The organism is Rathayibacter sp. AY1C4 (assembly GCF_002932195.1).
Taxonomy (GTDB): Bacteria; Actinomycetota; Actinomycetes; order Actinomycetales; family Microbacteriaceae; genus Rathayibacter.
Window position 1 is genome coordinate 58,232 of the sequence record NZ_PSWE01000016.1, and the last position, 22,755, is coordinate 80,986.

A 22,755-nucleotide genomic window follows, 5' to 3' on the forward strand; every position below is an offset into this window, starting at 1 on the left:
CGGTGTCAGGAGGGCCCGGTGCCCGGCGAGAGCCGGCGCCGGGCCCTCTCGGCATCCCGGTCGCGCCCGCGGACGCGGAGCCCGCTCCGCCTCAGCCGCTCGACCAGCTCCCGCGCGCCGACGGGGACCGCGCCCGCGGCGACGAGCTCGTCGATCCGCTCCTCGGGCACGTCGTAGTGGTCCAGGTCGAAGCCGCGCTCGGGCACGCCGAGACGGCGCGCGAAGTCGTGGAGCTCCTCGAGCGAGACGTCGCTCACGAGGTGCGCCCACAGCCGGCCGTGCGCCGGCCAGCGCGCGCCGTCGACGAGGATGACCATTCCCCGATCGTAGGCGGCGCGCCGTCCGTCCACGCGCCTCCTCCTCGACTATCGTGACGGGGTCGCCGGTCGGGTGGACACGGCTTCGCAGTCGTGTGCGTTTGACCGTGGAGCGCGGATCCCGTACTCTTGACCGTTGGTGTGGCGCGATCCATGTGCTCACGCAGATTTCCGTTGTCGCTCCGCCCCTCACGGGGCGCGGGCCGCGGTGCCGGTTCCCTCGTGTCGTGAGGAGACGGGTACGAACCGGAAGACCGGGGCTCAGCCCCGTCCCTACAAGCCCCGGACGAGGCCTCCGCTCCGTCCAGACGAGAAACAGGTACGAGAAGTGGTTTACGCAGTTGTGCGCGCCGGCGGTCGGCAGGAGAAGGTCGAGGTCGGCACCATCGTGACGATGGACCGCGTCAAGGCCGACGAGAACGGCACCGTGCAGCTTCCTGCCGTGCTGCTCGTCGACGGTGAGTCGATCACCTCGGACGCGGCGACCCTCGCGGGCGTCACCGTCACCGCCGAGGTGCTCGAGGACCTCCGTGGTCCGAAGATCATCATCCAGAAGTTCAAGAACAAGACCGGTTACAAGAAGCGCCAGGGGCACCGTCAGGACCTCACGCGCGTCAAGGTCACTGGCATCAAGTAGTCCTGCAAAGGAATTGAGCTGACCTGCGGAGCGAGCCATCGCCCTGCAGGGCAACAGCACGGGGCTGCGGCCCCCCGGTCTCGAGGAGATGAGAAATGGCACACAAGAAGGGCGCGAGCTCCACTCGCAACGGTCGCGACTCGAACGCGCAGCGTCTCGGCGTCAAGCGCTTCGGCGGCCAGGTCGTGAACGCGGGCGAGATCATCGTCCGCCAGCGCGGCACCCACTTCCACCCCGGCGCGAACGTCGGACGCGGTGGCGACGACACCCTGTTCGCCCTCTCGGCGGGCGCTGTCGAGTTCGGCAGCAAGGGCGGCCGCAAGGTCGTCAACATCGTGGCGGCCGCCCAGTAGGGTCGACCTCCTCGGCCGCACAGGCACAGGACGCAAGGGGCGGGCTTCGGCTCGCCCCTTGCGCGTTTACCGGGGCACAGCCCCCCGGCGCCGGCATCCCGGCGCCGCACGCACTCACGGACGGATTCACACCATGGTCACCTTCGTCGACAACGTCACGCTGCATCTGCGTGCCGGCCACGGCGGCAACGGCTGCGTCTCCGTCCGGCGCGAGAAGTTCAAGCCGCTCGCCGGCCCCGACGGCGGCAACGGCGGGCACGGGGGCGACATCGTCCTCGTCGCCGACCCGCAGACGACGACGCTGCTCGCCTACCACCGCCACCCGCACCGCAGCTCCGAGAACGGCGGTCCCGGCATGGGCGACCACCGTGCGGGCGGGAACGGCGAGCTCATGGAGCTCCCCGTCCCGGTCGGCACGGTCGTCAAGTCGCCGGACGGCGACCAGCTGATCGACATGGACGAGCCCGGCCTCCGGTTCGTCATCGCTCCCGGCGGGCAGGGCGGGCTCGGCAACGCCTCGCTCGCCACCACGAAGCGCAAGGCGCCCGGCTTCGCGCTGCTCGGCACGCCGGGCTGGGAGGGCGACGTCGTCCTCGAGCTGAAGACCGTCGCGGACGTCGCGCTCGTCGGGTTCCCCTCGGCGGGCAAGTCGAGCCTCGTCGCGGCGATCTCGGCGGCCAAGCCGAAGATCGCGGACTACCCGTTCACGACCCTCGCGCCCAACCTCGGCGTCGTGCAGGCGGGGGAGTCGCGGTTCACCGTCGCCGACGTGCCCGGTCTCATCGAGGGCGCGAGCGAGGGCAAGGGCCTGGGCCTGGAGTTCCTCCGCCATGTCGAGCGCTGCACCGCGCTCGTCCACGTGCTCGACTGCGCCACGCTCGAGCCCGGCCGCGACCCGCTGACCGACCTCGACATCATCCTCGGCGAGCTGGCGGCGTACCCCGTCGGCGACGGACAGGTGCCGCTGATCGAGCGCCCGCAGCTGATCGCGCTCAACAAGGTCGACGTGCCCGAGGCCCAGGAACTGGCCGACTTCGTCCGGGCCGACCTCGAGGGCCGCGGCTACCGCGTGTTCGAGATCTCGACGGTCAGCCACTCGGGACTCCGCCAGCTGACGTTCGCCCTCGCCGAGATCGTCGAGAAGCACCGCCTCGAGCTCGCCGCCGTGCCGCGGGTGGAGCGCATCACCATCCGCCCCCGCGCCGTGGACGAGAAGGACTTCGAGATCCGGGTCGAGGGCGGCTCGTACGGCAACGTGTACCGGGTCCTGGGCACCAAGCCCGTGCGCTGGGTCGCGCAGACCGACTTCACGAACGACGAGGCCGTCGGCTTCCTCGCCGACCGCCTGGCCAAGCTCGGAGTCGAGAACGGCCTGTTCTCGGCCGGAGCGGTCGCCGGCTCCACCGTCGTCATCGGCCCCGGTGACGGCGTCGTCTTCGACTGGGAGCCGACCCTCACCTCGACGGCCGAGCTCATCACCGCGCCCCGCGGAACGGACCTCCGCCTCGAGGACAACCGGCGCAAGACCCGCAACGAGCGTCGCGAGGACTACTTCGAGCGGATGGACGCCAAGGCCGAGGCCCGCGCGGAGCTCGAGCGCGAGCGCCAGGGCGGCGTCTGGCGCGTCGCCGACGAGGGCGACGGCACGGAGGCCGGCGAGGAGAGCTGACTCCCGCCGCCGGGGTCGTCTGCCTCTACACTGGCCGGATGCCGCAGACGACCCCCGACAGCAGTGCGCTGACCGAGCGGTTCGCCGCCTCCCGCGTCGCGTCGCGCTCCCTCCGCAGTGCGACCACCGACCTCAAGAACCGGGCTCTGCTCGCCATCGCCGACGCGGTGCGCTCGAGCGCCGAGCGCGTCGTCCCGGCGAACGAGCTCGACCTCCAGCGGGGTCGCGAGATCGGCATGAGCGCGGGCCTGCAGGACCGCCTCCGCCTCGATGCGGCGCGCCTGGGGTCCCTCGCCGACGCCGTCGTCGCGGTCGTCGGGCTCACCGATCCGGTCGGGCAGACGGTGCGGGGATCGAACCTGCCCAACGGCGCCTCCCTCACCCAGGTGCGGGTCCCGTTCGGCGTGGTCGGAGCGATCTACGAGGCGCGCCCGAACGTCACCATCGACATCGCGGCGCTCGCCCTCAAGAGCGGGAACGCCGTGATCCTGCGCGGAGGCACGGCCGCGGAGAACACGAACCGCGTCCTGGTGGAGCTGCTGCAGGAGGCCGTCGCCTCCGTCGGCCTGCCCGCCGAGCTGGTGCAGACGGTCGACGACCACGGCCGCGAGGGCGCGAAGGCCCTCATGCGAGCGCGCGGCTACGTCGACGTCCTGGTGCCGCGGGGGAGCGCGGGCCTCATCGAGTCGGTCGTGACGGAGTCGACGGTCCCCGTGATCGAGACGGGCGCCGGAGTCGTCCACGTCTTCCTCGACGCCAGTGCCGACGAGCAGTGGGCCGTGGACATCGTCCACAACGCCAAGGTGCAGCGTCCGAGCACCTGCAACGCCCTCGAGACCCTCCTCGTCCACCGCGACGCCGCCGAGCGCCTCCTCCCGCCCGTCCTCGGCCGGCTCGCGGAAGCGGGAGTGACCGTGCACGGCGACGAGCGCGTCGCGGCGCTCTGGCCCGACGCGGTGCCCGCCACCGATGAGGACTGGTCCGCGGAGTACTACTCGCTCGACGTCGCCGTCGCGATCGTCGACGACCTCGACGCCGCGATGGCCCACATCGACCGGTACTCCACCCACCACACCGAGTCGATCGTGACGAACGACCTCCGGAGCGCCGAGCGCTTCCTCGCCGAGGTCGACTCCGCGGTCGTGATGGTCAACGCCTCCACCCGCTTCACCGACGGCGGGGAGTTCGGGTTCGGCGCCGAGGTCGGCATCTCGACGCAGAAGCTGCACGCTCGGGGCCCCATGGGCCTTCCCGAGCTGACCAGCACGAAGTGGCTGCTGCGCGGCGCGGGACAGGTCCGCACCTAGCGCCCGGACCGGCGATCCGGCGTCGAGCGGCGTCCGGGTAGACTCGTCTGAGCCCCGCCGGGGCGACCACGACCTCCAAGGAGCACTGCATGTCCCTCGCGACGACCGTCCTCGCCGAAGCAGCGGCCCACACGGAGCTGCCGTTCCCCCCAATCGTCTTCGGCCTGATCGCCGCCGTCGCCTTCACGGCCCTCGGCTTCGTCACCTGGAGCTACCGGGACGTGGCGAACCGCCACTCGCACAAGACCGGTGCCGGCTCCCACGACCAGCACGGTCACGGACACTAGGCGGGGAGCCCAGCGATCGTGACGTCCGCCGCGAGCGGAGGCCCGCGGCGTCCGCGCATCGGCGTGATGGGCGGCACCTTCGACCCGATCCACCACGGTCACCTGGTCGCCGCCTCCGAGGTGGCCCAGTCGTTCGACCTGGACGAGGTCGTCTTCGTGCCCACCGGCCAGCCGTGGCACAAGAAGACGGTGACCTCCGCCGAGCACCGGTACCTGATGACGGTGATCGCGACGGCGTCGAACCCGCGCTTCACCGTCAGCCGAGTCGACGTGGACCGCATCGGCACGACCTACACGATCGACACCCTGCGCGACATCCACGCCGCGCACCCCGACGCCGAGCTGTTCTTCATCACCGGCGCGGACGCGGTCGCTCAGATCCTGAGCTGGAAGGACTACGACGAGCTGTGGGAGCTGGCCCACTTCGTCGCCGTCAGCCGGCCGGGGCACGTCCTCAACGTTTCGGGATTGCCGGCCCAGGACGTATCCTTGTTGGAGATTCCGGCACTGGCGATCTCCTCGACCGACTGTCGGAGCCGCGTCAACCGGGGTCATCCGGTCTGGTACCTGGTTCCCGACGGTGTCGTCCAGTACATCTCGAAGCACCACCTGTATCGGAGCACGTCATGACAGTTCAGCCCGAGGAGAAGCCGCTCACCCGGCGCGAGATCCGCGAGCGCGAGAGGCGCGAGGCCGGTGCGGCCACGACCGCCGCCGTTCCGACGACGTCCCGCCGAGCTGCCACCGCGACCGCCACCACCGCCGGCGACATGCCGGTGCTGACCCCCACCCAGGCCCTGCGGATCACCCCCGTCGAGCCGAGCCCCGCGAGCGAGCCCGACCTGCGCACCTCCTCGATGGAGATCGTCGCCACCGAGAACGCCACGGGCCGCCAGCTGACCCGTCGGGAGCTGCGCGCACTGCTGGCGCAGCAGCAGGCGGAGAAGGTCGCCGCCGCACCGGAGGCGCAGCCGCCCGCCGACGAGGAGCGGTCCGACGACGAGCGCTGCGACTACGTCGAGGGCGCCCTCGAGCGCGCCTCGGCGCTCCCGCCGACCGGGTCGGACCCCGTGATCGAGGCGGCCGACGAGTCCCGTGATGCGGAGCCGGTGCCCGAGGGCGCAGCGGAGCAGGAGCCGGAGGGCGACGAGGACGTCGTCACCGAGGACGCCCCCGAGGCGTCCGAGGAGGAGGCGGACGAGTCCGCCACCGATGCGACCGCGGACGCCGACGCGGCCGAGGTGCACGAGGCCGAGATCGAGAGCTCCTCCTCCGACGACGAGACGCCGTCCGCGGACGCCTCCGACGAGCGGGACGCGGACGACGAGCAGCCGACGGCCGGCGAGCAGCCCGAGCAGCCGCACCTGAACACCGCGCTCTTCGCGTCGGTGGGCGGATCCCTCGACATCGCCGACGAGAAGGCCACCGAGATCACCGGGAGCTTCGAGCCGCCGATCGAGCACCTCGCCATCACCGAGGAACTCGACAGCAAGTCGAAGGAGGAGGTGGACGCCTCGTTCGACTCCCTCATCGCGAGCGGAGTCGCCGCCACCGGTGCCGTCACCACCACCAACGCGCTGATCCTGCCGACCACGGGCCCCGGCGCGACAGTCGGCACGGACACGGGGGAGATCCTCGTCACCGGCTCGTTCGACCTCCCGCGCAGCCTCGGCTCCACGGGCCAGCACCCGAACCTCTACGACTCGCCCGATGTGGACCGCTACGTCGACCGCATCGACCGCGAGCAGCCCGTCGGCGAGTCCGAGCCGGTCCGGGCGTCCAGCGCCGTCTCCACCCACGCCGCCGGCACCTCGATGATCGCGCCGCAGAAGCGCGCCGGCGTGAGCGTCCCGGTGGTCCTCGCGATCACCGCGGCCGTCCTGCTGGTCGGCGCGATCGCGCTGTTCATCGGCGGCTTCGTGCTCAACATCTTCTGATCTCCACCACCGACACTGAAGGCTTCATGACTGCGACCGATTCCGCCCGCGCCCTGCTCCAGCTCGCGGCCACCGCCGCCGACTCCAAGGGCGGTGAGGACCTCGTCGCCCTCGACGTCTCGGGGCCGCTGCCGCTGGTCGACATCTTCCTCCTCGCCACCGGCCGCTCCGAGCGCAACGTGGTCGCGATTGCGAACGAGGTGGAGGACCGCCTGAACGACTCCGGCGCCAAGCTGCTGCGCCGCGAGGGCCGTGCGGAGGGCCGCTGGATCCTCCTCGACTTCGGCGACCTCGTCGTGCACGTCTTCCACGAGGAGGACCGCATGTACTACTCGCTCGAGCGCCTCTGGAAGGACTGCCCGACGGTGCCGTTCACCCTCGAGCAGCCCGTCGCCGTCGACTCGTCGACGTCCTCGAACTGACGAACACGCCCGGCGACAGCGCTCGATTTCACTTCACGCGAATCGTGTTGTAGTTTATTCGAGTTGCTTCCGCCGGGCGGAGACAGCGAAAGACAGTACGAAGCAAGACAGAACACAACACGGGTCCGTGGCGCAGCTGGTAGCGCACCTGCATGGCATGCAGGGGGTCAGGGGTTCGAATCCCCTCGGATCCACCGAACAGGTCCGCACTCCTCCGGGAGTGCGGACCTTCGTCGTTCACGGCGCTACAGGGTCTGGCGCCGTCCTGTCCGGCTCAGGCCGGTCATGACCGTACCCGCCCGGCCGCCGGGTCCCCCTGCTGGTCACGCACGCGTCGGCCCGACCGGCTCCACATGGCCGCCGCATCCGGCGAGGAATCCGGAGAGCTCGCCCCAGGCGTCCTCCCCGATCGTGGTGTTCGGGCGCCGTGCGAGATCGGCCAGAGCGTCCGTCAGCTCGTCGACTCCCGTCACGATCCTCGTCCGTGCCGCTCCCGTGCCCTGCCATCCGGGCGCGTACGTCCTGACGTCGGGGTGGCTGTAGAGCACGGCCGTCTCGAACCACGGCGTGGGCAGACCGTTCAGGGCCAGGTGCTCCTTGAGCCTCGCGGCCTGGATCCGGACCTGCCGGGCGGGGACGTGCTGCTCGACATGCGTGCGCACCGTCCACCGCGACACCGTCCCCGGTGCGATCTGAACCGCGAAGGCCTCGGGCAGGGCGTCCTCGTCGAGGAGGACGCCGTAGGAGGGGTGGACAGTACCGGGTCGCACGCCGTCGAAGACGACCCCCTGCCAGTACTTGGCCTCGATGATGAGCGCGCCGTGCCGGGTGAGCAGCAGATGGTCGATCTGCGCGAGGAAGCGGCGCGTCGTGCGCGCGTCGACCGGTACGAAGACGACGTTCGTGGCGAGGACGCCGGACAGCCCCGCCGAGGCGCACGCCTCCCGGATCAGGGTGTGCGAGACGGCCTCGCTGCTCCAGGTCCTGGCGAGCGCGTCACGGGTCTGCTCGACCTCCTCCTGCGCCGTCTCGAGCTCGTTCCGACTGAGGTCGCGCTCGGCGTCGCGCGCGCGCGTCAGTGCCTTGAGCGCCGCCTCGTGGCTCCGGTCGCGCTCGGCGATCGTGCGCTGGTGCTCCTCCGCGGCCTCCTCCGCGGCCTGCTCCGCCGCCGCTCTCGCCGCAGTGCGCCGTCGGCGGCCGGTGACGACCGTGATGAGGAGGGCCAGGAGCAGGGCGGCCGCGACGGCCCAGGGCAGGTACTCGTTCATGGTCCCCAGGCAAGCACGGACCACCGACCGTGCGCCGCCACGGCTCCTGATCGCGCCGTTCGGCGGACCGGCCGCGGTGCGCTCGCTCGTGCCCTGTCCGGACGTCTTCGTCGGCGTCCGCCTGCGCGCGCGGTGGAGACGCCGACCCTGCGCCGGCCGATCGCGCAGGCGGAGCCCTACCGCCGCCTGGCGGACGCGATGCGCGACCAGCACGAGGTCCGGCTGACCGGCGTCGAGGGCACGCTGCTGGGCTTCGTCGGCCCGCAGCCGTTCCAGGGGATCAGCGTCGCCGGCCTGCGCACGCACGTCGTCGACACCACCGGCGGGATCGGCGGCCACGTGCTCGCCGCCTCGGGAGTCGCGGGCCTGCTCGAGATCGAGCAGTACGGCGGCATCACCGTCCGCCTGCCCGAGTCAAACGACCACCTGCGAGCCGACCTGGACGCGGCGGCCGACGCCGACGCCGCGATCCGAGCCGTGGAGACCGGCCACCCGCGCTGAGCGGCCCTACCCTGGACGCATGCCCTCACTGCGCGACGTCCACGCCGTCATCGACCGTCTCTGGCCCGAGGCGGCCGCCGAGAGCTGGGACGCGCCCGGCCTGGTCACCGGCGACCCCGACGCCGCGGTGGAGCGGATCCTGCTCACGGTCGACGTGGTCTCCGACACCGTCGCGGAGGCCGTCGACGGCGGATACCAGCTCCTGGTCGCGCACCACCCGCTGCTGCTGCGCGGCGTCACCTCGATCGCCGAGGACGGCTACAAGGGCCGCCTGCTTGCGGACCTCGTCCGGGGCGGCTGCGCACTGATCTCGGCCCACACGAACGCCGACATCGTCGCGGACGGCGTCTCGGACGTGATCGCGACCCGCCTCGGCCTGACCGGCACGACTCCGCTCGTCCCGGGCGCCGACCCGTCGGTCGGGCTCGGCCGGGTGGGCGACCTGCCCGAGGAGGTGACGCTCGGACGCCTGGCCGGAGCCGTGGCCGAGCTCCTGCCGGCCACCGCAGGGGGAGTGCGGGCCGCGGGCGCCTACGAGACGCCCGTGCGCCGCGTGTCGCTCTGCGGGGGAGCGGGGGACTCCCTCCTGGACGCCCCCGCCGTCCGCACGAGCGACGTCTTCATCACCGCCGACCTCCGGCACCACCCGGCCTCCGAGGCGCGCGAGAAGGCCCTGCACGGCACCGGGCCCGCCCTCATCGACGTCTCGCACTGGGCGAGCGAGTGGCTGTGGCTCGACGTCGCCGCGACCGTGCTGCGGGAGGCCCTGCCCACGGTCACCGTCGAGGTGAGCGAGACCCGCACCGACCCGTGGGATTTCGCGATCGTGCACTGACCCGCCGCGGGCACGGGAGAATGGACGCGGCGCGCCCGTACTGCGCGCCGGGAACGAGGACCGCCACGTGAAAGCCAGCCCCGCACACCAGCGCGAACTCCTGACTCTGGCGAGTCTGGACACGAGGGGCGCGCAGCTGCGCCACGCCCTCGCGACGCTCCCGCAGATCGCGCGGATCCAGGCGATGCAGGCCCGCGACAACGAGACCCGCCGCTCCCTCGCCGAGCGCACAGGGCGCCTCGAGGACGTGCGCACCGAGCTCGGGCGCATCGAGTCCGACGTCAGCGTGGTCGAGAAGCGGCTCACCCGCGATCGCGACCGCCTGCAGACCGCATCCGCGGCCAAGGACATCGCCGCGCTCGAGAGCGAGATCACCTCCCTCGTGAAGCGACGGGGAGACCTCGAGGACATCGAGCTGACCCTGATGGAGCGGATCGAGGGCATCGAGTCCGAGGTCGCCGCGGCTCAGGCCGAGCGCGACGAGGTCGTCGCCTCGCTCGGGACCCTCGCCGAGGAGCGCGACGCGCAGGCCGAGAAGCTCCGCGACAAGCAGGAGGCGCTCGCCCGGGACCGGGCGGACCTGGTGACGACCCTTCCGGAGGACCTGGTCGAGCTGTACGAGAAGCAGCGCGCCCGCTACGGAGTCGGCGCGGCCCTCCTCCGCGGGAAGGTGTCGGAGGGGAGCGGCGTGGCCCTCACCGAGTCGGACCTCTCCTGGATCCGCGCCTCCGCTCCCGACGAGGTCGTCCTCTGCCCCGACAGCGGCTGCATCCTGGTGCGCGGCGAGGAGTCCACCCTCGCCTGAGCCGTACACTGGACGGGCGAACGGGCCGGCAAGACGGTCGCGTCACCGCGGCGAGAGCCGTGGTGCCGAGGAACGTCCGGGCTCCGCAGAGCAGGGCGGTGGGCAACACCCACCCGGGGCGACCCGCGAGACAGTGCCACAGAGAACAGACCGCCGTCGGCTCCGGCCGGCGGTAAGGGTGAAACGGTGGTGTAAGAGACCACCAGGGGCCGGAGTGATCCGGTCCGCTCGGTAAACCTCGCCCGGAGCAAGGTCAGACAGAGGACGATGCGGCTGCTCGTCGGGTCCTCGGGTAGACCGCTGGAGGGTCACGGCGACGTGGCTCCGAGAGAGATGGCCGTCCAGCGCCCGCCGAGAGGCGCGGCGTGAACAGAACCCGGCGTATCAGCCGACCCCTTCGCCACGAGATGCCCCGCCCCGGCGGGGCATCTCGCGTCTCCGCCGGTCGCCGAGGTCGCGCTCCCGCCCGCAGGCAGCGCGACGGCCTGCCGTGGCGGTTCCCGGGTCTCGACACACCCTTGCGCGGCTACTCGTCAAGACTGGCGCAGTCCATCTCTCGCGCTGCCTCCTGCGGACGACGCGGCGCAGCACGACGTCCGGCAGGCGCCGATCCCGGAGGACGGTCCTGAGACGCCGCTGCGGATCGCCGCCGAGGACCGGGTGCCCCCGCCCCGTCGTGGCTCACCGCGACCGCTGGACCCCGAAGGTCCGATCATGTCCGTGCGCCATGGCGCCACGCACCAGGCGAACCGGCGAAACGCGTGCCAGCGTTTCGCCGTAGCCGTCCGCACCCCGCTCCCCGGAACGCGTCACCTCCCGAGGCCGACCGCGCCTCGGCGGGCGGGGACCGCCGAGGAAAAAGACTCAGCCCCGCCCTGCGAGCGCGGCCGCGCCGAGGATGCCGGCGTTGTTGCGGAGCGCCGCCGGGATGATCGGGGTGCGCAGGTCGAGCAGCGGGAGGAACTCGTCGTGGTGCTTGGAGATGCCGCCGCCGACGATGAAGAGATCGGGCCAGAGCAGCGCCTCGAGGTGGGAGTAGTAGCGCTGCAGGCGCTTCGCCCAGTGCTTGTAGTCGAGGTCGTCGCGCTCCTTGGCGGCGAACGAGGCCTTCTTCTCGTAGTCGCCGCCGTGGATCTCGAGGTGGCCGAGCTCGGCATTGGGGATGAGGATCCCGTCGTGGATCTGCGCCGTCCCGATGCCGGTGCCGAGGGTGGTCATGATGACCAGGCCCTTCTTGTCCTTCGCCGCTCCGAAGCGCGACTCGGCGTAGCCCGCCGCGTCGGCGTCGTTGACGAAGAAGATGTTCCTGCCGATCGCGTCCTCGAAGAGCTTCTCGGCCTCGAGGCCGATCCACTCGTCCGACACGTTCGCCGCCGACATCGTCCGTCCGTGGACGACGACGGCGGGGAAGCAGATGCCGACCGGGGTGTCCGAGGGCAGGTCCGGGATCTTCTCGAGGATCTGCTGGACGGTGGCGACGATGTCCTTCGGCGTGCCTCCCGGGGGAGTGGCGAGCTTCATCCGGTCGCTGAGCAGGGTGCCCGCGGCCAGGTCCACCGAGGCCCCCTTGATGCCCGTTCCCCCGATGTCGATCCCGATGGCGGTCGCCGCAGCAGTCATAGCGGCCATGCTAGCGAAGGGCGGGGGTGCGGACCGACGCGGGCTGCGGCGTAGGATCGCGGCATGGCTGACGGCGACGCGAACTCCTGGTGGTACAACCTCAAGGCCGGCACGGTGGAGCAGGGATTCGTGTCCCCCTCCGTCGACCGGGTGGGACCCTTCTCCTCTCGCGAGGAGGCGGAGCACGCCCTCGAGCGGCTGCACGAGAACAGCCGCAAGTGGGCCGAGGAGGACGCCGCCGAGGACCGCTGACCGCGGCTACTCGTAGCTGTGCTCGGCGCCGGGGTAGGCGCCGGACTCCACGTCGTCCCGGTACGCGGTGACCGCTCCGGTGAGCACGCCGCGCAGATCCGCGTACTGCTTCACGAAGCGGGGGATGCGGCCGGTGGTGAATCCGGCGAAGTCCGTCCACACGAGCAGCTGTCCGTCGACGTGCGGTCCCGCTCCGACTCCGATCGTCGGGATGCGCAGCTCCTCCGTCACCTGATGTGCCGCGTCCGCGGGCACCATCTCGAGGACGACGGCGAACGCCCCGGCCTCCTGGACGGCGCGCGCGTCGGCGAGCAGCTGCTCGATGCCCTCGCCGCGCCCCTGGACCATGTGACCGCCGAGCCCGTGCTCGCTCTGCGGCGTGAAGCCGATGTGCGCCATCACGGGGATGCCCGCCTCGACGATGCGCCGGATCTGCTCGGCGGAGCGGACTCCGCCCTCGAGCTTCACCGCGTGCGCGTGCGTCTCCTTCATGAAGCGGAACGCCGTGTGCAGCGCGTCGTCGGCACCCGACTCGTAGGAGCCGAAGGGCATGTCGGCGACGACGAAGGCGCGCTCGACGGCTCCGGCGACGGCGCGCGCCAGCGGGATGAGCTCGTCGACGGTGACGGGCAGAGTGGTGTCGTAGCCGAGCACCGTGTTGCCGGCGGAGTCGCCCACGAGGAGGAAGTCGATCCCGGCGTCGTCGAAGATCTTCGCCGTCAGCTGGTCGTAGCTGGTCAGCCCGGTGATGCGGACACCGGAGTCCTTCGCGTTCTGGAAGTGGCGGGTTCGAACGCGTTTCACGGGCTGCGCTGACATGGGCGCCAGTCTACGGCGCGCCTCGGGCGCCCCGCGGGCCCCGGTCGGAGGCAGTAGCCTGAGGGTCGAAACAGGAGGGGTCTGGATGGACAAGCAACGGGACTTCGTTCTTCGCACCATTGAAGAGCGAGGGATCAAATTCGTTCGCCTCTGGTTCACCGACGTCGTCGGCACGCTGAAGTCGGTCGCGATCGCGCCGGCCGAGGTGGAGGGCGCGTTCGCGGAGGGGCTCGGCTTCGACGGCTCCGCCATCGAGGGCCTCACCCGCTCCTTCGAGGCCGACGTCCTCGCGCATCCGGACCCGTCGACCTTCCAGATCCTCCCGTGGCGCGGAGAGATCGACCCGACGGCGCGGATGTTCTGCGACATCACGACGCCCGACGGCCAGCCCGCCGTCGCCGACCCGCGCAACGTGCTCAAGCGCACGCTGGCGAAGGCGGCCGAGCGCGGGTTCACCTTCTACACGCACCCCGAGATCGAGTTCTACCTCCTCAAGTCGTCGTCCTTCGGCGCCGAGGGTCCGGAGCCGGTCGACTCCGCCGGGTACTTCGACAACGTCCCCGGAGGCACGGCGCACGACTTCCGCCGCCGCTCCGTGCGCATGCTGGAGGATCTGGGCATCTCGGTCGAGTTCAGCCACCACGAGGCGGGCCCCGGCCAGAACGAGATCGACCTCCGCTACGCGGACGCGCTCACCACGGCCGACAACATCATGACCTTCCGCACCGTGATCAAGGAGGTGGCGATCGAGCAGGGCGTCTACGCGACGTTCATGCCGAAGCCGCTCTCCGGGCACCCCGGCTCGGGCATGCACACGCATCTCTCGCTCTTCGAGGGCGACGTGAACGTGTTCTACGAGCAGGGCGCCCAGTACCAGCTCTCGAAGCTCGGCCGTCAGTTCATCGCGGGCCTGCTCAAGCACGCCCCCGAGATCACCGCCGTGACGAACCAGTTCGTCAACTCCTACAAGCGGCTCTGGGGCGGCGACGAGGCGCCCAGCTACGTCTCGTGGGGCCACAACAACCGGTCCGCCCTCGTGCGCGTTCCGCTCTACAAGCCCAACAAGGGGCAGTCCTCGCGCATCGAGTACCGGGCGCTGGACTCCGCGGCGAACCCCTACCTGGCGTACTCGCTGCTCCTGGCGGCCGGGCTCAAGGGCATCGAAGAGGGCTACGAGCTCCCGGCCGAGGCCGAGGACAACGTGTGGGCTCTCTCGGACGCGGAGCGCCGGGCGCTCGGCTACGGCGCCCTGCCCGCCAGCCTCGACCGCGCCATCTCGCTGATGGAGGAGTCCGAGCTCGTGGCCGAGACGCTGGGCGAGCAGGTGTTCAACTTCGTGCTGCTCAACAAGCGGAAGGACTGGGCCGAGTACCGCGCCCAGGTCACGCCGTACGAGCTGCGCAGCAACCTCGAGATGCTCTGACGCCTCGGCCATGCCCCGCGAACGCTCCCTCCGCGATGTCGCACGCCTCGGCTTCGCCGCGCTCGGCGAGACCGGGGCACGGCTGGCCGAGGCGGAGGAGCTGGCCGGGCGGCAGCTCGAGTCGGTGCTGCCCTCCTTCGCCCGGGTGGCGGACCCGGACGAGGCGCTGCTCGCTCTGATCGACCTGCTGCGGCGGCACCGCGACCGGATGGACGCGGTCCTCGCCGACGACGAGGCCCTGACCCGGCTGCTTCTGGTGGTGGGTGCCTCCTCCGGCATCGCCGACTTCCTCCAGCGCCGGCCCGACGAGCTGGCCAGCGTGCTCGAGCCGGTGCGCACGCTCCCCGGGCGCGCCGAAATGAAGGCCGAGCTGCTCGAGTCGGTCGGCGCCGTCGACGGCTTCTCGTCGCTCCGGGAGGAGGCGGGCTGGACGGCGCTGCGCGTCCGGTACCGCCGCCTCCTCACCAGGATCGTCGTCCACGATCTGAGCCAAGCCGACCCCGTCGCGGCGATCGACCGGGTGACGAGGGCGCTGGCCGACCTCGCCGGAGCCGCGCTGGAGGCGTCCCTCGCCGTGGCGCGGACCGAGCTGGTCGAGGGCACGGGCCCAGGCCGCTTCGGCCGGGACGAGGTCGCCGCCACCCGCTTCGCCGTCATCGGCATGGGCAAGGCGGGAGCGTCCGAGCTCAACTACGTCAGCGACGTCGACGTGATCTTCGTCGCCGAGGGCGACCCGGAGAAGGAGCTGACGAACGCCCGTGCGATCGACGTCGCCACCCGGCTCGCCGTGCTCCTCATGCGCGGGACCTCTGCGCTGGCGATGGAGCCGGAGCTCTGGGAGGTCGACCCGAACCTGCGCCCGGAGGGCAAGCAGGGCGCGCTCGTGCGCACCCTCGAGTCGCACATCACCTACTACGACCGGTGGGCGAAGAGCTGGGAGTTCCAGGCGCTGCTCAAGGCGCGTCCGCTCGCCGGCGACCAGGAGCTGGGGCGGGCGTACGTCGACGCGGTCGCGCCCAAGGTCTGGTCGAGCGCCTCCCGCGAGAACTTCGTCGAGTCGGTGCAGCGGATGCGGGAGCGGGTCACCGAGAACATCCCGCAGAACGACGTCCACTACCAGATCAAGCTCGGGCCCGGCGGCCTGCGCGACATCGAGTTCACGGTGCAGCTGCTTCAGCTCGTCCACGGGCAGACCGACGACGAGATCCGCATGCCCGGGACTCTCCTCGCCCTGGGCGCCCTCGCCGACCGCGGGTACATCGGCCGCTCCGCCGCCGAGGAGTTCGCGCAGGACTACCGGGCACTCCGGCTGCTCGAGCACCGCCTCCAGCTGCGGCGCCTTCGGCGTACGCACCTGATGCCGCGGGACGAGCACGAGCTGCGGACCCTCGCCCGCTCCAGCGGGCTCGCCCGCACGGCGGAGGAGCTGCTGAGCGTCTGGAACGGGATCAAGCACCGCGTCCGGGGCCTGCACGAGCGCCTGTTCTACCGTCCGCTGCTCTCCGCGGTCGCCGCGCTCTCCGACGGCGGTGCCGAGCTGTCCACCGGCCAGGCGGAGGCGCGCCTCGCCGCCATCGGCTTCGCAGACGCCCGCGGGGCGCTCGGTCACATCGCCGCGATGACCTCGGGCGTCTCGCGCCGCGCGAGCATCCAGCGCCACCTCGTGCCGGTGATGCTGCAGTGGTTCGCCGACGGACCGGACCCCGACTACGGCCTGCTCGCGTTCCGGCGCCTCAGCGACGCACTGGGCGGGACGCCCTGGTTCCTCCGGATGCTGCGCGACTCGTCCGGAGCCGCCAAGCGGCTCACCACGGTGCTCTCCGGATCGCGCTTCGTCGGCGAGCTGCTCGACCGCATCCCGGAGTCGGCGGCCTGGCTCGAGGACGACGACGCCCTCCGCCCCCGCAGCGCCGCCCAGCTCGCCGAGGAGGTGCGCGCCGTGCTCGCCCGGCACGAGACGCCCGACGCGGTCGCCTCGGTCCTCCGCTCGATGCGCCGGCGCGAGGTGCTGCGGACCGCCATGGGTGGCGTGCTCGGCCTCAGCTCGATCGAGGAGATCGCGACCAGCCTCACCGACATCATCAGCGCACTGCTGGGCGGCGTGCTCGCCGCCATCCGGCGCGGCAGTGCGACCCGGCCCGGCGCCGACGCGGAGTTCGCGATCATCGGCATGGGCCGGTACGGAGGGGCGGAGCTGGGGTTCGGCTCCGACGCCGACGTGATGTACGTCCAGCGACCCGGCACCGCCGAGCCGCACCAGGCCCAGCTCTACTCGCAGTTCGTCGTCGCCGAGCTGGTCCGGCTCACGGAGGACTCCCGCCTGCCACTCGACCTCGACGCCGACCTGCGGCCCGAGGGCAAGAACGGGCCGCTCGTGCGCTCCCTCGACTCCTACCGCGCCTACTACGCCCGCTGGTCGCTGACGTGGGAGGCGCAGGCGCTGCTCCGGGCGCGGGGAGTAGCGGGGGACCAGGCGCTCATCGAGGACTTCGAGGAGCTGGCCGACGGGGTCCGCTACCCGGGAGCGGTCTCCGACCGCGACATCCGCGAGGTGAAGCGGATCAAGGCACGGGTCGAGAGCGAGCGTCTGCCGCAGGGCGCCGACCCCCGCCGTCACCTCAAGCTCGGCCGTGGATCGCTGAGCGACGTCGAATGGCTGGTGCAGCTCCTCCAGCTGCAGCACGCGCGGCGGACCCCGGCGCTGCGGACCACCTCGACCCTCACCGCCCTCGCGGTCGCGGAGGAGGAGGGCATGGTCGGCCCGCAGGACGCGGAGCGGCTGCGTGCCGCGTGGATCCTCGCGTCCCGTGTCCGCTCGGGCACCACGCTCTGGGGCAACCGCACCAGCGACGTCCTCCCGACCGACCGCCGGCAGCTCGAGGGCGTCGCGCGCCTGCTGGAGTACCCGGCCGGGTCCGCGACGGCGCTCGAGGACGACTACCTCGGCGTGACCCGCCGCTCCCGCGCGGTCTTCGAGCGCCTGTTCTACGGGCCGGCCGCGGGAGACGCTCCCTCCTACCGCTGACGCCCGCGCGCCGGGGACGGCGAAGGGCCGCCCCTCCGAGGAGGAACGGCCCTTCGGCAGTGCTGCGGGATCAGACCCCGTAGTACAGCTCGAACTCGAACGGGTGAGGACGCTGCGCGAGGGGCTTGATCTCCTTCTCGCGCTTGTACTCGATCCAGGTGTCGATGAGCTCCTGAGTGAACACGCCGCCCTGGAGGAGGAAGTCGTGGTCGGCCTCGAGGGCGTCGAGCGCCTCGCCCAGGGTCGCGGGGACCTGCGGGATGAGCTTCGCCTCCTCGGGGGGCAGCTCGTAGAGGTCCTTGTCGACCGGCTCGTGCGGCTCGATGCGGTTCTTGATGCCGTCGAGGCCCGCCATCAGCTGGGCGGCGAACGCGAGGTACGGGTTGCCGGAGGCGTCGGGCGCACGGAACTCGATGCGCTTGGCCTTCGGGTTCGTGCCCGTGATCGGGATGCGGATGGACGCGGAGCGGTTGCCGGCCGAGTAGACCAGGTTGACCGGCGCCTCGAAGCCCGGGATCAGGCGGTGGTACGAGTTGACCGTCGGGTTCGTGAACGCGAGGACGGCGGGGGCGTGCTTGAGCAGGCCGCCGATGTACCAGCGCGCGAGGTCCGAGAGACCGCCGTAGCCGTTCTCGTCGTAGAAGAGCGGCGTGCCGTCGTTCCACAGCGACTGGTGGGTGTGCATGCCCGAGCCGTTGTCGCCGAAGAGCGGCTTCGGCATGAACGTGGCGGTCTTGCCCCACTGCTCGGCCGTGTTCTTGACGATGTACTTGAACTTCAGGATGTCGTCCGCCGCGTGGACCATCGTGTCGAAGCGGTAGTTGATCTCGGCCTGGCCGCCGGTACCCACCTCGTGGTGCGAGCGCTCGAGGATGAGGCCGGCGTCGATCAGCTTGAGGCAGATGTCGTCGCGGAGGTCGGCCTGCTTGTCGACGGGGCTCACCGGGAAGTAGCCGCCCTTGTAGGGCGTCTTGTTGCCGAGGTTGCCGCCCTCCTCGACGCGTCCCGAGTTCCAGGCGCCCTCGACCGAGTCGACGGAGTGGAACGCGGAGTTCTGCGTGATCTCGTAGCGGACGTCGTCGAAGATGTAGAACTCCGCCTCGGGAGCGAAGAACGCGGTGTCGGCGATGCCGGTCGACGCGAGGTACTTCTCGGCCTTCTTCGCGACCTGACGCGGGTCCTTGGAGTAGATCTCGCCGTTGCGCGGGTTGTAGATGTCGAAGACGAGGATCAGCGTGCGCTCGACGCGGAACGGGTCCACGTAGGCGGTGGTCACGTCAGGGATCAGCTGCATGTCCGATTCGTGGATGTTCGCGAATCCGCGGATCGAGGACCCGTCGAAGAGCTGACCGACGGAGAAGAACTCCTCATCGACAGTCGAGGCGGGGATGTTGAAGTGCTGCTGGACACCGGGGAGATCGGTGAACCGGATGTCGAGGAACTTGACGTCCGTGTCCTTGATGAACGAGAGCACCTCGGAAGAATCTTTAAACATGCAAAGGTCTCCAATGGCGTGACGGGGTGCTGCAGAGCGCAGCCGTTCCAGGGTAGTGACGGGGGGTTTCCCCACCGTGTCCCTGTTGTTTCCGACATGTTACGGGGCCGGTCCGGGGTCGGGCTCCACGTCGTCTGCCGGACCACCCGCTCCTCGGTCCGCTCCGAGACGCCGCGGATAGGATCGGAGGATGCCAGCCGCCGACCGCAGGACCTTCGCCGACGCCGCCCCGAGCTCGTACCCGGGGGAGCGTCTCGGCCTCCCCCGAGAGGGCCGCCTCTCGGTCGGACGGTCCGGCCGCCGCATCGCCGCCCTGGCCGTCGACTTCGCCGTCGCCGCTCTGCTGTCGCTCGCGTTCTTCGACTACGACCGCTGGGCGAGCCTGCTGCTGTTCGTCCTGCTGCAGGTCGTCTTCATCCCCACCATCGGCGGCAGCATCGGGCACCGCCTGCTCGGGATGCGCGTTATCCGTCTCGGCGGGGGCTGGGTCGGCGTGTGGCGCCCGATCGTGCGCTCTGTGCTGCTGGCCGTGCTGGTGCCGGCGCTCGTCTGGGACTCGGACCAGCGCGGCTTCCACGACAAGGTGGCCGGGACGGTTCTCGTCCGCTACTGACTCGCGCCGCAGACGCGACAGGCCGGCCGGGAGAGATCCCGACCGGCCTGTCGCGTCGTGCGTCAGCGCGATCGCTGAGGGCGCACCTTGAAGGGGTCGACGCCCTTCGGGATGGGCAGCGACGTGTTGAGCGAGGAGAGCCGGTTCTTCACCGCGAGGACCTCGGCCTTGGTGAGGACCTTCTTCGTCTTCGAGAGGCGGCTCGGCACCTTGTGCAGCGGAGTCGCATCGGCGTCGGAGCCGACGTGCACGAAGGTGACGGGGACGTTCGGCAGGATCCGCGACACCTTGCGCCGCTCGTCCTCGAGCATGCGCTTGGTCCGGGAGGCGGGGCCCTCCGCGATCAGCACGACGCCTCCGCGGCCGACGGCGCGGTAGACGGCGTCCTGGGTCTTGCCGTTGACGGCGACGGGCATCTCGCCGCCGGTCCAGGTGCCGCGCAGTCCGCTGCGCAGGACGGCGCCGACCGCGCCGGGCTGCCCGGCGATCTGCCCGTAGGCGGCGCGCTCGGCGCGGCGCGAGAGCACGGCGAGTCCGGCGACCAGGCCGGCCATCACGCCCACGATGATCCACAGCGCGATCACGAAGCCGTTGCCGTTGCCGAGCAGGATGCCGAGGAGCACGCCGAGCAGGATCGGGAGCAGGAGCGCGAGGAGGATGATCCAGACGGCGCTGCTGTCGTAGCGGCGGGTCATCTGGAACACCTGCCACATCTGCTTGAGACGTCCGGGTTCCTTGACCGCCTTCGTCGACGGTTCCGTGCTGCGTGCCATGACGTCAAGGATACCGAGCGGGAGCGCGGCGGCGGACCCCGGACGCGGATCCGACTCCTCCACAGAGGGCACGTGCGCCGATCCCTCCACCGATCGGGATCGGCGGGCGTCCTCCGCCTCGGCCTGCGGTCAGGCTCGCCTCATGACGAGCAGCGGGACGGTCCAGGGCCGGAGGATCGGCGGAGCGCGGACGGGGAGGCGGTGGACGCCTGCGCCGGACGCCGCACCGTCGGCCGAGCGGACGATGCGGCCGCGGGAGGCCGAGGCGCTGCAGGCGTCGCCGGTGGCTCGGCTCGCCGAGCACCGCCACCGCGAGAGCATCGTCCGGGTGGAGTCGTCTCCGAGGAGGTGCATCGTGTCGACCGCCCCTCCCGTCGTCGCCACGCTCGAGTGGTTCCTGCGGGTCGAGCGGGGGATCGGACTCGGCGCCGCGGTCACCCTCCTCGCCCCCGTGGTGGGCGCGGTCCGCTCGGCCGCGCTCGAGGGAGCATGGCTGGCTCCGACGACGGACGACATCGGCTTGACGGAGAAGGGTCGGCCCCTGCTGCTGCTGACGACGCCCGCCGTCGACACCCCGCGTGCGGCGCGCGACGCGCTGCAGCGGGTCCTGGAGCGCCTCGGGATGCTCTGCCCGGAGCTGCCGGTCGCCGCCCTCGCGCGGCACCGCGACCTGCTGGCGCTGGAGGGCAACCTCTACGGACTCGCGGATCCGCAGGGGATAGGCGAGGCGGTGCGGGCGCTGCCGACGTCCGGCGCGGATGCACGGGGTCGGGAGGCGGTGCCTGCTCCGACTGCCCGGCACCGGCGGGTCCATCCGCTCGACGGCTGGCAGGACCGCCTCCGGGCGTTCGTCGTCCGGCGTCGGGGACCGCTCTCGGTCGGGACGGCGATCGTGCTGGGAGCGGTGCTCGCCGGTTCGCTCGCGGGCGGGCCCGATCGGCAGGTGCAGGATGCGGAGGCGTCGACCGCAGCCGCGCCCGTTCCGGCTCGGTCGGCTCCGCCGGCGGTGGCGACCGCGGCACCGCCGGCTCCGGTCGCGGCGACCTCACTCGACGCCGAGCAGGCGGCGGAGGTGCTGATCGACGCGGTGCGCGCGTGCGGGGACCGGGAGTGCGCCCGCGGTCTGGTCACGGCGGACTCGCCGCTCGGCGACGCAGCGGACGGCCCCGCCTCCGCTGTCCCGGCGACGGGGGAGGCGTCGGCCGTCCTCGTCGACGTGAACGGGGCATCGGCGGTCGTGCACCTCCGGACGGCCCCGGGGACGACAGCGGCCTCCGTCCTGATCATCAGGACGGAGGCCGGCTGGCTCATCCGCGACGTCTACGCCGGAGCGGCCTCGTGAGAGGCGCGCTCAGGGGGAGCGTCTCAGATGCCGAGGTCGTTCTCGAACGAGCCCTCCTCGAGGCGCTCCTTGATCGCGACCAGGAAGCGCGCCGCGTCGGCTCCGTCGACCGTGCGGTGGTCGTACGAGAGCGCGAGGAAGACGGTCGAGCGGATCGCGATGGCGTCAGCACCGTCCACCTGCACGACGGCCGGCTTCTTGGTGACGATGCCGGTGCCGAGGATCGCGGTCTGCGGCAGGAACACGACGGGAGTGTCGAACAGGGCCCCGCGCGAACCGGTGTTGGTCAGCGTGAAGGTGCCGCCGGCGAGCTCGTCGGGCTTCAGCTTGTTGTTGCGGGTGCGCTCGGCCAGGTCTCCGATGGTGGAGGCGATCTGCGCGAGGTTCAGCTCGGACGCGTTCTTGAGGACCGGGGTCAGCAGGCCGCGCTCGGTGTCGACAGCGATGCTGATGTTCTCGTGGTCCGGGTAGACGATCGACTCGCCGTCGAGGGTCGAGTTGATCACCGGGTAGGCCTTGAGCGCCTCGGCCGCCGCGAGGGCGAAGAACGGGAGGAAGGACAGCTTGGCGCCGGTCTTCTCCTGGAAGCTCTTCTTGACCGAGTCGCGGAAGCGGGCGACCGCCGTGACGTCGACCTCGATGACCGAGGTGAGCTGGGCGCTCGTCTGCATCGACTCGACGGCGCGCTGCGCGAGGACCTTGCGCAGGCGCGACATCGGCTGCGTGGTGCCGCGGAGGGGGGAGGTCTCGAGCGGGGTGCGCGCGGCCTTGGCGGCGGCGGCGGCGGGCGCCGAGACCGGGGCGGCCGGAGCCGACTTGGCGGCCTCGACCGCGTCGAGGACGTCCTGCTTGCGGATGCGGCCGCCGACTCCGGTTCCCGTGAGGGTGGAGAGGTCGATGCCGTTCTCGCCCGCGAGCTTGCGCACGAGCGGGGTGACGTAGCCGGGGTTGGAGTCGGTGGGCTCCGGGGGGGCGGTGGGGGCGGCGGCAGCGGGCGCAGGCGCGGCGGCGGCCGGGGCGGGAGCCGACGGAGCGGGGGCCGCGGCCTCGGGGGC

At 71.6% G+C, this 22,755-nt stretch carries 24 protein-coding genes, 1 tRNA gene and 1 other RNA gene; 18 read left to right on the plus strand and 8 right to left on the minus strand.

Annotation, left to right across the window (positions count from 1 at the left end):
* Window positions 1–5: 5 nt before the first annotated feature.
* Window positions 6–317: a DUF4031 domain-containing protein gene (locus tag C5C99_RS09860; protein ID WP_104247269.1), complete on the minus strand. Its 312-nt coding sequence runs from the start codon at window positions 315–317 to the stop codon at window positions 6–8.
* Between the two features lie 328 nt (window positions 318–645).
* Here C5C99_RS09860 and rplU point away from each other — a divergent pair, with 328 nt between their 5' ends.
* The 9 genes from rplU (at window position 646) to C5C99_RS09905 (ending at window position 7,123) form a co-directional block, all read left to right on the plus strand.
* Window positions 646–954: a 50S ribosomal protein L21 gene (rplU, locus tag C5C99_RS09865; protein ID WP_104223682.1), complete on the plus strand. Its 309-nt coding sequence runs from the start codon at window positions 646–648 to the stop codon at window positions 952–954.
* A 95-nt stretch (window positions 955–1,049) separates the two neighbouring features.
* Window positions 1,050–1,307 (plus strand): 50S ribosomal protein L27, encoded by a 258-nt coding sequence (gene rpmA / locus C5C99_RS09870; RefSeq protein ID WP_068209107.1) that lies wholly within the window; start codon window positions 1,050–1,052, stop codon window positions 1,305–1,307.
* A 133-nt stretch (window positions 1,308–1,440) separates the two neighbouring features.
* Window positions 1,441–2,976 carry a GTPase ObgE gene (gene obgE / locus C5C99_RS09875; RefSeq protein ID WP_104223681.1) on the plus strand — a complete coding sequence of 512 codons (1,536 nt, stop codon included), beginning with the start codon at window positions 1,441–1,443 and terminating at the stop codon, window positions 2,974–2,976.
* A gap of 38 nt (window positions 2,977–3,014) precedes the next feature.
* Window positions 3,015–4,283 carry a glutamate-5-semialdehyde dehydrogenase gene (locus C5C99_RS09880; protein ID WP_104340023.1) on the plus strand — a complete coding sequence of 423 codons (1,269 nt, stop codon included), beginning with the start codon at window positions 3,015–3,017 and terminating at the stop codon, window positions 4,281–4,283.
* Between the two features lie 89 nt (window positions 4,284–4,372).
* The gene (locus tag C5C99_RS09885) at window positions 4,373–4,570 is read left to right on the plus strand and encodes a hypothetical protein (protein WP_104223679.1); all 198 of its coding nucleotides are present in this window, start codon (window positions 4,373–4,375) and stop codon (window positions 4,568–4,570) included.
* A gap of 18 nt (window positions 4,571–4,588) precedes the next feature.
* Window positions 4,589–5,200, plus strand: coding sequence for a nicotinate-nucleotide adenylyltransferase (nadD, locus tag C5C99_RS09890; RefSeq protein WP_104223678.1), 612 nt, complete (start codon window positions 4,589–4,591; stop codon window positions 5,198–5,200).
* Window positions 5,197–6,507 (plus strand): hypothetical protein, encoded by a 1,311-nt coding sequence (locus tag C5C99_RS09895; RefSeq protein ID WP_104340024.1) that lies wholly within the window; start codon window positions 5,197–5,199, stop codon window positions 6,505–6,507. Before nadD ends, C5C99_RS09895 begins: the two co-directional genes overlap by 4 nt.
* A 26-nt stretch (window positions 6,508–6,533) precedes the next feature.
* On the plus strand, window positions 6,534–6,929 hold the full coding sequence (gene rsfS, locus C5C99_RS09900; RefSeq protein WP_104223676.1) for a ribosome silencing factor: 396 nt from the start codon (window positions 6,534–6,536) through the stop codon (window positions 6,927–6,929).
* Window positions 6,930–7,050: 121 nt separating this feature from the next.
* Window positions 7,051–7,123: transfer RNA gene (locus C5C99_RS09905), tRNA-Ala, on the plus strand.
* 129 nt (window positions 7,124–7,252) lie between these two features.
* On the opposite strand, the gene C5C99_RS09910 is transcribed toward C5C99_RS09905, so the two are convergent.
* Entirely contained in the window at window positions 7,253–8,197 is a 945-nt protein-coding gene (locus C5C99_RS09910; protein ID WP_146085349.1) for a nuclease-related domain-containing protein, read from the minus strand.
* Between the two features lie 132 nt (window positions 8,198–8,329).
* Between C5C99_RS09910 and C5C99_RS17130 the strand changes: the two genes are divergently transcribed.
* The 4 genes from C5C99_RS17130 (at window position 8,330) to rnpB (ending at window position 10,738) form a co-directional block, all read left to right on the plus strand.
* Window positions 8,330–8,698 carry an acetolactate decarboxylase gene (locus C5C99_RS17130; protein ID WP_181074578.1) on the plus strand — a complete coding sequence of 123 codons (369 nt, stop codon included), beginning with the start codon at window positions 8,330–8,332 and terminating at the stop codon, window positions 8,696–8,698.
* A gap of 19 nt (window positions 8,699–8,717) precedes the next feature.
* Window positions 8,718–9,533, plus strand: coding sequence for a Nif3-like dinuclear metal center hexameric protein (locus C5C99_RS09915; protein ID WP_104340025.1), 816 nt, complete (start codon window positions 8,718–8,720; stop codon window positions 9,531–9,533).
* A gap of 67 nt (window positions 9,534–9,600) precedes the next feature.
* Window positions 9,601–10,338, plus strand: a complete 738-nt coding sequence (locus C5C99_RS09920; protein WP_104226713.1) for a zinc ribbon domain-containing protein — start codon at window positions 9,601–9,603, stop codon at window positions 10,336–10,338.
* Window positions 10,339–10,359: 21 nt separating this feature from the next.
* Window positions 10,360–10,738, plus strand: an RNA gene (gene rnpB, locus C5C99_RS09925) — RNase P RNA component class A.
* 464 nt (window positions 10,739–11,202) lie between these two features.
* Here the strand turns inward: rnpB and ppgK are convergent.
* A complete protein-coding gene (gene ppgK, locus C5C99_RS09930; protein WP_104223672.1) occupies window positions 11,203–11,958 on the minus strand; it encodes a polyphosphate--glucose phosphotransferase in 756 nt (251 codons plus the stop codon).
* 63 nt (window positions 11,959–12,021) lie between these two features.
* On the opposite strand from ppgK, the gene C5C99_RS09935 reads away from it, so the two are divergent.
* Window positions 12,022–12,210 carry an SPOR domain-containing protein gene (locus C5C99_RS09935; RefSeq protein ID WP_104223671.1) on the plus strand — a complete coding sequence of 63 codons (189 nt, stop codon included), beginning with the start codon at window positions 12,022–12,024 and terminating at the stop codon, window positions 12,208–12,210.
* A gap of 6 nt (window positions 12,211–12,216) precedes the next feature.
* On the opposite strand, the gene panB is transcribed toward C5C99_RS09935, so the two are convergent.
* Window positions 12,217–13,029, minus strand: coding sequence for a 3-methyl-2-oxobutanoate hydroxymethyltransferase (gene panB, locus C5C99_RS09940; RefSeq protein WP_104247262.1), 813 nt, complete (start codon window positions 13,027–13,029; stop codon window positions 12,217–12,219).
* Window positions 13,030–13,114: 85 nt separating this feature from the next.
* Here panB and C5C99_RS09945 point away from each other — a divergent pair, with 85 nt between their 5' ends.
* Together C5C99_RS09945 and C5C99_RS09950 are read left to right on the plus strand one after the other, a co-directional pair.
* Window positions 13,115–14,452: a glutamine synthetase family protein gene (locus C5C99_RS09945; protein WP_068253236.1), complete on the plus strand. Its 1,338-nt coding sequence runs from the start codon at window positions 13,115–13,117 to the stop codon at window positions 14,450–14,452.
* A 10-nt stretch (window positions 14,453–14,462) separates the two neighbouring features.
* Window positions 14,463–17,477, plus strand: a complete 3,015-nt coding sequence (locus C5C99_RS09950) for a bifunctional [glutamine synthetase] adenylyltransferase/[glutamine synthetase]-adenylyl-L-tyrosine phosphorylase (protein WP_104340026.1) — start codon at window positions 14,463–14,465, stop codon at window positions 17,475–17,477.
* A 70-nt stretch (window positions 17,478–17,547) separates the two neighbouring features.
* On the opposite strand, the gene glnA is transcribed toward C5C99_RS09950, so the two are convergent.
* The gene (glnA, locus tag C5C99_RS09955) at window positions 17,548–18,972 is read right to left on the minus strand and encodes a type I glutamate--ammonia ligase (protein ID WP_104223668.1); all 1,425 of its coding nucleotides are present in this window, start codon (window positions 18,970–18,972) and stop codon (window positions 17,548–17,550) included.
* A gap of 190 nt (window positions 18,973–19,162) precedes the next feature.
* Here glnA and C5C99_RS09960 point away from each other — a divergent pair, with 190 nt between their 5' ends.
* The gene (locus tag C5C99_RS09960; protein ID WP_104223667.1) at window positions 19,163–19,585 is read left to right on the plus strand and encodes an RDD family protein; all 423 of its coding nucleotides are present in this window, start codon (window positions 19,163–19,165) and stop codon (window positions 19,583–19,585) included.
* Window positions 19,586–19,647: 62 nt separating this feature from the next.
* On the opposite strand, the gene C5C99_RS09965 is transcribed toward C5C99_RS09960, so the two are convergent.
* Both C5C99_RS09965 and C5C99_RS09970 read right to left on the minus strand, forming a co-directional pair.
* A complete protein-coding gene (locus tag C5C99_RS09965; RefSeq protein ID WP_104223728.1) occupies window positions 19,648–20,358 on the minus strand; it encodes a DUF4191 domain-containing protein in 711 nt (236 codons plus the stop codon).
* A gap of 129 nt (window positions 20,359–20,487) precedes the next feature.
* The gene (locus tag C5C99_RS09970; RefSeq protein WP_146083008.1) at window positions 20,488–20,712 is read right to left on the minus strand and encodes a hypothetical protein; all 225 of its coding nucleotides are present in this window, start codon (window positions 20,710–20,712) and stop codon (window positions 20,488–20,490) included.
* A gap of 1 nt (window position 20,713) precedes the next feature.
* On the opposite strand from C5C99_RS09970, the gene C5C99_RS09975 reads away from it, so the two are divergent.
* A complete protein-coding gene (locus tag C5C99_RS09975) occupies window positions 20,714–21,700 on the plus strand; it encodes a hypothetical protein (RefSeq protein ID WP_104340027.1) in 987 nt (328 codons plus the stop codon).
* Between the two features lie 23 nt (window positions 21,701–21,723).
* Here the strand turns inward: C5C99_RS09975 and sucB are convergent.
* Window positions 21,724–22,755 (minus strand): 2-oxoglutarate dehydrogenase, E2 component, dihydrolipoamide succinyltransferase (sucB, locus tag C5C99_RS09980; protein ID WP_104340028.1); only part of this gene is annotated, 1,032 nt, incomplete at its 5' end.